Source organism: Acidisphaera sp. L21, from assembly GCF_009765685.1.
Lineage (GTDB): Bacteria > Pseudomonadota > Alphaproteobacteria > Acetobacterales > Acetobacteraceae > LMUY01.
The window spans coordinates 1-7,639 of record NZ_LMUY01000047.1 but is presented as its reverse complement, the minus strand read 5'-3'; the positions used below and the strand labels follow the sequence as shown (position 1 = coordinate 7,639).

The following is a 7,639-nucleotide window of genomic DNA, read 5'->3' as shown; positions in this document are numbered from 1 at the left end:
AGGACGCGCCGCACCCGAACGCCGCGCGGTTGTTCGTGGAATTCAACCTGTCCGACGAGGGCCAGCAGATCTACGCCAAGGCCGGGTATATTCCCGCGAGTCCATCGGTTCCAGCCGCAGTCGCGACGTTGAAACCGGGTGCCGGCCATTACGTCGCGCGCGTCATGTCACCAGCGGAATTCCAGGACAAAAGCGCGGAGTGGATTGCTATCTACAAACAACTGTTTCAGTAGCCCCGATCGGGCAAATACAGATGCGGCGGACTATCGCCACGCTCCAAGGCCGCCATGCCTTCCACCACATAGGCCGCGCGCGTCCGGCGCGTCGCAAACCCGGCGACGTGGGATGTGACGGTGATCCGCGGATGCGTCCAGGCAGGATGGTCGGCGGGCAGCGGCTCGGACTCGAATACGTCCAATACGGCGCCGCCGAGCCGGCCACAGTCCAACGCCGCGACTAGGTCGGGTATGTTCACCAGCGAACCGCGCCCCGCATTCACCAGACCGGCGCCGTGCGGCATCCAATCGATCGTCCGCTGGCAGATTAGGCCGCTCGTGGCCGGCGTGTGCGGCAATAGACCGACAGCGATGTCGCTGGCCGCTAGGAATGGCTGCAATTCGCCTTCCCCAGCATAGGTGGTGGTATCCATGATTGTCTTGCGGCTGCGCGACCAACCATGAACCTGAAACCCTAGGCCACGCAGCATCTCTAGCGCGTGTAGCCCGATATGGCCCAGACCGAGCACGCCGACACGCGTGGTGCGGGCGGTGCGCGTGCCCAGAAACGGGTCCCAGGTCCGGCGTTCCTGTGCGAGAGCCAAGCGCCGCCAATCCCGCAAGAGGCCGAGCGCGGCAAGGCATACATATTCGCCCATGGTCTGCGCGTTTTCGTGCGTGGCCATGCGGATGATCGGTAGGTGGGGCGGCAGCGTGGGCTCTCGCGTCAGATGATCGACCCCTGCCCCGCCGCTGAAGATCGCCTTCAGCTTTGGGAAACGCGAGATGCGATCGCCGACCGGCTGGCCAACCAGCACGTAGGTGACGTTGTCATCGCGGACGCTGGGATCATCCCATTCGCGCACCTCCAGCCCAGAGCTTGCTTCGGCGAACCCATCAACCCATTCGTGGAACACAGCCGGCCCGCCGGATTTTACGAGCAGCAAGTCCCCTGCCTGGTTCACTGCGAGGCGACGCCCGTGAGAAGATTATCCCACGCCCTGCCGACGAGCATCGTGTGAGTTGGTCGTTTGATCACGAATCGGATCCCTTGCCGTCATCCGCAAGGCAACAAGACTCTGCGGGTTCTTGCAGTGCAGTCTGGTGAAGCAAAACCGAACTGGCAAGGCAAAGGGATCGACCTTCGAACATGACGCGGTCGCTTATGTGTTGCTGAGGCTCGCAGAGGTCTGGGTGGTCAGGTTGCGAACACCGCTGTGTTAAACGAGCGATCGAAGAACCCGGCGACGGTTTGCGGCTTGGGGAGAACGTGCGCCGTATGAAAAAAATCGGCGACGCGTTGCTGGGCCGCGATAATGGGATCTTCGATCGCGACAGTCCGGGTCTGCGCCGTGTCCACTACGACCTTGCCGACCGGATAGGAAAATCCGGTTTGCTGCGCCCAGACACGCGCCTGCGCCTCAGGGTTTTGAAGACCCCACTCCCGTGCGATACGAAGCCGGCGAAGGAAGTCGCTCAGCGGGGCGCGCCGATTGGCAATCGCATCATCCGAAGCGACCAAGTAGCTCTGCCCGCTCATTAAATCGCGTCCGTTGACGATTTCACGTGCGCCATCCTGGACCTTGGCCAGGGCGATGTAAGGCCCCCAGGTCGCCCAACCATCAACACTGCCAGCGGCCATCGCTGCTTTCGCGTCCGATGGCGAGAGAAAGACAAACCGGACGTCTTCGGGCTTTAGGCCAGCCTTTTGCAATGCGGCCAGCACCAGAAAATGACCCGTTTGCCCCTTGAGGGTCGCAATCGAACGGCCTTTAAGGTCAGCAATCGTTCGGACCGCGGAGTTGCTGGGAACAACCAACGCCGTCACAGCGCCATCGGATTTCGTGACAGAGACAGCCTTCATTGGAATGGCCGACGCGATGCCAGAGGCGAATGGTGCGTCGCCGATGCTGCCAGCATCAATGGCGCCGGCATTCAGGGCCTCCATCAGCATGGGAGCGCCGGCAAACTGGCTCCATTCCAATCGGTACGGCAGAGCGCTCAAGACACGAGCAGCTTCCATCAGTGGCTGAGCGCCGCCCTTTTGGTCACCAATTCGCAGAAGCGGCGCGTCGGCAAAAACCGGCAGGGCTGTCACCGTAGCAGCGGTAGCGGCCGCGCCGATAAGCAATGTTCGACGGGAAAACATCATGTCTGGCGTTCCTGACAGCGACAATGGCGCTTAAATCGGCGTGGTCGGCTACGTTGACCGGGTTGTCAAAGGGGTCGCCAGCACAAAGAATACTTCTTCTAATTCAAACGCTGGCCAGAGCATGATGCACGCGCCGCAGGTGAATTGCAGGGGATTTTCAACCGGCTTCTATTTTGACTGATGGGGGGGACTCCCCACCAACGATCAAGTTGTTTTTGGAGCGCGAGCAGCCTCGTGCGCGGGATCGAAGGCAGTGTGATTGGTGAGCATGACGCATGCGATGCCGAGCAGACGATCGGCAACGGTTCTAAGGGCACGTCCATGAGAATGGCCGCGAGCTCTGAGGGCTGCGTAACGGCTGCGACTGCGGGTGTCATGCTGGGTAGCCACGCGAGCCCAATGGTAGACAGCGGTTCTCAGGCGACCGGAGCAAGCCTGTCGCATTTCAACGCGACAGGATTTGCCGCTCCGCTTTGTGACCGGCGCCGCCCCGGTCAGGGTTCGCAGGGCATGATAATCTCGCGCCGGGATGGCTTGGTGAGCCTCTGCGAGCAGCGTGGCGAGGACAATCCTTCCCACCCCCGGCAAGGAGCGCAGGATTGCCGCGTCGCGCTGCTCGGTCTCTTGCCCCGGTTCGATCTCCGGGCCGGCAAGTTGGTCGACCAAGACGTCGAGGCGACGCGTGACGTCTTTGATCTGACGGTTCACCAGGTTCAATCGCTCGGCCACGGTTGCGATGTGAGCTTGGGCTGCATCGGTTGTGCCTGGTGCCACGGTCAGCGCCGGACGCTTCAGGATCGCCACCACATCCGCTGCGGTGATGCGCCGGATACGATGTGCGGTCAGCACGCGAGCGATCTTCTTCTCGGTCAGCCGGGCTCCTTCCGCAGGCGTGGGAGCTTTGGCCCAAAGTGCGAGCACCCAGTCGGCTCCCACGTCGTCGGTAAGATCGAGCATCTGCGGATAGTAACGCCAGAGTTGCTGTCGAACCCGATTGGTCAGGCGAACGCGTTCCTGCTTGAGTTCCTCAGCCATGCGCGACCATTCGCGAAGCTCCACGACAACCGGATCCATTGCTTCCACACGGCGGAAGCAATGCCGGTCCGTGCGCAAGGAAGAGGCCAACACGAGAGCATTCCGGCGGTCATCCTTAGCTCCGGCTGGAGAGAAGCGATCCCGAAAACGGTCGAGTTGCTTGGGATTGATGGCGAACACGGCGATGCCGCGGTCCATCAGCGCCTCGACGATTGGCCCATGTGGCGTCTCGATAGCGACAGCCACTTGCTCGGGCTGCTCAGCTTGGGCGCACAGCCAATCGACCATCGTGCCGATCCCGGTGGCGTCGTGCGCGAACGCCCGCTGGACGGGCCCATCCGCGCCAGTCAGGCAAACTTGGTGTTCGGTGCTCGCCCAGTCTACGCCGACGAAGACAAGCGGTTCAACGTCCATGGCCTCCTCCCTATGTTACCGGGCCGCCGCATTGCTTCACCGTTCCCTGTACTGGCGCTCAAGGCTGATGGCGGCCAGGGCGCGACTCCCCACTGGGTGTGCAACACGGTCGACCGATTGAGGCGCGCGTCCCCCCCAGGTGCTCGACGGCACAGGGGGCGAAAGGCAGCTCTCAACCAGCCGATCCGTTACGGATCATGATGCACCGTGATCCGCCGTCAAACAGGTACAGGGGGTGGAACAGGCGGTCCGTCTACAGTCCGCCGTCTTGAATGCGGGAATAGCTTTGTATTGGTGATGCGCACGGAACCGCCGGGCAGGCGCAGCGCATCTTGAACCGTCATGCGATACGCAAAGCTCTGCGGCACCGGGCCTGCTGACCATGCTGTCCTGCTGGAACGAAGCCGGCACGACCGCCGAGAAGATATACTTCTCCTTCGTCGGTAGCTGCGCCAATGCATCTTCGCTGACGCCGAAGTTCTTCGCGAGCACGTCCTTCGGGGCATGGGCCAGCCAATCGGTGATTTGGACCGTAGAATCTTCGGAGAAAGCGCCATCGTCGAGCACCAAGAGGAACGTGACGCCGTCGTCGGGTTTTGACCGGCACTTGCATTTGCCACCGACAATTCGCACGAAGGCGAGCGACGCAGGGCTACCTTCGTCGCTCCGTATCGCAAACGCCGCCTAGGCTTGCGTGCCGATTTTGTTCAGCCTTGCCATGGCGTCATCCGGCAGGGTCAGCGTAGCAGCGGCAAGGTTCTCCTGCAGATGCGAAAGTGAGGACGTGCCGGGGATCAGCAGCATGTTCGGTGCCCGGCGCAGCAGCCACGCCAGCGCCACCTGCATTGGCGTAACACCTAACTGGGCCGCGACCTCGTTAAGGCCGGTTTCCTGCAGCGGCGTGAAGCCGCCTAGCGGGAAGAACGGCACATAAGCGATGCCTGCAGCTGCAAGACCGTCGACCAAAGCATCGTCGTCCCGGTGCGCCAGGTTGTAGTGGTTCTGCACGCACACGATCTCCGCAATGCGGCGGCCCTCGGCGAGTTGCGTCGGCGTGACGTTGCTGAGCCCGATATGGCGCACCAGCCCCTGCTGCTGTAGCCCCGCAAGCACGGTCAACGGCGCTTCGATCGAGCCCTCCGCCGGGCCATGGGTGCCGAACATTGCGCGCAAGTTGACGACTTCAAGTGCGTCGATCTCCAAGTTCCGCAGATTGTCATGGACCGCGCTGGTGAGTTCATCGGCCGAAAACGCCGGGTTCCATGAGGCATCGGCACCGCGCCGAGCACCGATTTTGGTGACGATGACAAGATCGGCAGGATATGGGTGCAGCGCCTCCCGTATGAGCTGGTTGGTGACGTGCGGTCCGTAGAAATCGCTGGTATCGATGTGGTTGACACCGGCAGCTACGGCTGCGCGAAGCACGGCGAGAGCCGCGGCGTGATCCTTCGGCGGCCCGAACACACCACGCCCGGCAAGTTGCATGGCGCCGTAGCCCATGGACCTTACGGTTCGATCGCCCAGCTTGAAGGTTCCAGTCGTGGTGATATCGGTCATGCCATGTCTCCTGTCCAACAACAGGGATGTAGACGGTGCCGGGCTAGCAGATAATGGCGTCAGCACCGCACGGGCCGTTCGCGGGAGCGAACAATCGACCGTCCTAGCTACGGTAGGCCGAACTGAGCACGCGGTCGATCGCCGACATGATCCCTACCGCGTCATCCTCCGCCAAGGACAGCACCCGTTCCCCAAGTTTCTCGGTGGGAATGGAGAACATCAGAAGCGGGTCGGCCACGACTTCGATCCCCGCAATCTGGAAATGGGGAGCGTAGGAGCGAGGATATAGAGCCGTCATCGTCGTCATGGGCACGACCACGCGCTGCTTCATTGCCGCAAACTCGTTGGATTGTACCACGACGAAGTATGGGTAGACCGCCCTGCGCTGGCCAAGATTGGAGCAGACGTCAAACTGTGCAACCAATCAGAACTGGCTCCACTCATCGGGCGAACCGGCCCGGGCCAATGTCGCATTGCTGGCGGCGACCCATTGCGCGACGCACGCGACATGGTCATTCCGCCTGGCCTCTTCTGCTGCCACCCAAACTTCGAGAAGCATCTCGACTGTTTGGCTGAGGCTGGGCGTGATTGCCTTCGCGCGGCTGACGAGGTCAGCTGAAATGTAGATATTGGTGGGACGCTTTGCCGTGACCTGCTCGCTGCCCATGGCGCTTCACTCCTGTTATGCGCATAGTGCTGCGCATATAGCCTGGCTGCAAGTTGTGATGGGTTTGACAGTCTCCCGCCGACAACATGGCGGCACGATGAGGTGGGGACTTTAGACGACAGGCGGCAGCGTCAGGCGGGGACTTTGGGCGACATACGAGCCTGATCCGAGGCCGATTCGCATTAGAGCCTCGGAATTGGGTGAAGATGGTCTGATGCGGGCCGGACGGGAACATTAGAAGACGCCACCCCGGAGTCGGGTGGGGACTTTAGACGACGGCCATGGCCCTGTTTTGTGGCCGTGGGTCAATGTCTGCCGGGGACTTTGGGCGTAATGATGGGGACTTTAGGCGCTGACCGAAGGTTGGCTTTTTTTTATCTTCAATGACTTAGACTTAGTTATCCCGAGGACTTTGGGCGAAGTCTCTAATAGAAGACCTACTAATAACACTGCTAATAGCCTCGTCGTCTAAAGTCCCCAAAGACAGCAGAGTGTAAGCTGTGCAAGCTAGATCCATGGGAACAATTCACCAGTTGATAGAAGCACGCGGGAAGTCAGGCGCACTACAGGCCGACCTCAACCGTGAAGAGGTTGAAGCAGCAGCGGCTTATCTTGCCAACGAAGATGCTGGAGTGGGATTCCTGTATAGCGGATGGTGCCAGGCCGCCCTGCCCCACCGCCGTTTGCCAGACCATAAAGGTTGGCAGATCACGGGCGATCATGTCACGCTCATAGTAGAGCCGGGTATGCGCCCTCATTTGTCGGGTGATCCAGAACCAATAGGCGCTCCGTACGGCAGCCGCGCGCGACTGATCATGCTGTATATGCAGTCGGAAGCCTTGCGAACCCGGTCGCGTGAAATCGAACTCGGACGTAGCCTGCGGACCTGGCTGATGCGGATGGGCATTCCCCAGGGTGGAAAGTCGATTGCTGCTGTCCGGGATCAGGCCGAGCGGATCAGCTCGTGCCGATTGACCCTACGCGTGAAAATCGGCAAGGCAACCGGCCTGATGCGCGGCCGCCGCCGACGCGGTGCCCGCACTGTGAGAAACTCCTCGCCGAGACCAGCTAAACTAATCTGCAAAAGTAGTGCTAGAGCAGATTCCGTTCACTCCGGCTCATACCCGCATGCGGTGAAGTAGTTGGCGCACTCGCCTGGGGTGAAGGCCTGCAGAGCATCCCGGATGGCGCTGATGAGGTCGTCGAAGGTGCGTGCGGCCGTGCGGCGGAGGATTGCTTTGAACTTAGCGAAGGCGTTCTCGATGGGGTTGAGGTCGGGCGAGTAGGGCGGCAGCAGAACCCGGCGTGCGCCCGCGGCCGCGATGGCCGTACGGACCGCCTCGCCCTTGTGAGCGGGCAGGTTGTCCATGATGACGACGTCGCCCGGCCGCAGCGTCGGCACCAGCACCTGTTGCACATAGACGAGGAAGGCCACCGCGTTCATTGGGCCGCCGAGGGCCCAGGGGGCCGTCATGCCCTCGAGCCGGAGTGCTCCCACGAAGGTCGTCGTCTGCCAGTGTCCATGCGGGACGCTGGTGCGGCATCGCTGCCCGCACGGGGCCCGGCCGCGCAGCCGAGCCATTTTGGTCGAGGCGCCGG

Annotated in this window: 10 protein-coding genes and 1 pseudogene; 2 read left to right on the top strand and 9 right to left on the bottom strand. The window is 61.7% G+C overall.

Annotated elements, in window-relative coordinates:
• Positions 1-233, top strand: a pseudogene (locus GSQ76_RS10675) (hypothetical protein); the annotation flags it as partial.
• Here the strand turns inward: GSQ76_RS10675 and GSQ76_RS10670 are convergent.
• From GSQ76_RS10670 to GSQ76_RS31755, 8 genes are all read right to left on the bottom strand, one after another.
• Positions 227-1,162, bottom strand: coding sequence for a glyoxylate/hydroxypyruvate reductase A (locus tag GSQ76_RS10670; RefSeq protein WP_158743914.1), 936 nt, complete (start codon positions 1,160-1,162; stop codon positions 227-229). The pseudogene GSQ76_RS10675 and the gene GSQ76_RS10670 overlap by 7 nt on opposite strands.
• A gap of 251 nt (positions 1,163-1,413) precedes the next feature.
• Complete coding sequence (locus GSQ76_RS10665) at positions 1,414-2,367, bottom strand: ABC transporter substrate-binding protein (protein ID WP_158743899.1); 954 nt, start codon at positions 2,365-2,367, stop codon at positions 1,414-1,416.
• Between the two features lie 204 nt (positions 2,368-2,571).
• The gene (locus GSQ76_RS10660; protein WP_158743898.1) at positions 2,572-3,816 is read right to left on the bottom strand and encodes an IS110 family transposase; all 1,245 of its coding nucleotides are present in this window, start codon (positions 3,814-3,816) and stop codon (positions 2,572-2,574) included.
• 195 nt (positions 3,817-4,011) lie between these two features.
• Positions 4,012-4,386 carry a hypothetical protein gene (locus GSQ76_RS31065; RefSeq protein ID WP_216850992.1) on the bottom strand — a complete coding sequence of 125 codons (375 nt, stop codon included), beginning with the start codon at positions 4,384-4,386 and terminating at the stop codon, positions 4,012-4,014.
• Positions 4,387-4,500: 114 nt separating this feature from the next.
• The gene (locus GSQ76_RS10650) at positions 4,501-5,373 is read right to left on the bottom strand and encodes an aldo/keto reductase family oxidoreductase (protein ID WP_158743897.1); all 873 of its coding nucleotides are present in this window, start codon (positions 5,371-5,373) and stop codon (positions 4,501-4,503) included.
• Between the two features lie 103 nt (positions 5,374-5,476).
• Positions 5,477-5,797: a CcdB family protein gene (locus GSQ76_RS10645; RefSeq protein WP_158743896.1), complete on the bottom strand. Its 321-nt coding sequence runs from the start codon at positions 5,795-5,797 to the stop codon at positions 5,477-5,479.
• On the bottom strand, positions 5,798-6,040 hold the full coding sequence (locus tag GSQ76_RS10640; RefSeq protein ID WP_158743895.1) for a type II toxin-antitoxin system CcdA family antitoxin: 243 nt from the start codon (positions 6,038-6,040) through the stop codon (positions 5,798-5,800).
• A gap of 563 nt (positions 6,041-6,603) precedes the next feature.
• Positions 6,604-6,762, bottom strand: coding sequence for a hypothetical protein (locus tag GSQ76_RS31755; protein WP_254070351.1), 159 nt, complete (start codon positions 6,760-6,762; stop codon positions 6,604-6,606).
• A gap of 24 nt (positions 6,763-6,786) precedes the next feature.
• Between GSQ76_RS31755 and GSQ76_RS31750 the strand changes: the two genes are divergently transcribed.
• A complete protein-coding gene (locus GSQ76_RS31750; protein WP_256366974.1) occupies positions 6,787-7,182 on the top strand; it encodes a replication protein RepA in 396 nt (131 codons plus the stop codon).
• On the opposite strand, the gene GSQ76_RS10630 is transcribed toward GSQ76_RS31750, so the two are convergent.
• The coding region (locus GSQ76_RS10630) for an IS630 family transposase (protein ID WP_158743893.1) at positions 7,149-7,639 on the bottom strand (491 nt) is incomplete at its 5' end. The genes GSQ76_RS31750 and GSQ76_RS10630 overlap by 34 nt on opposite strands.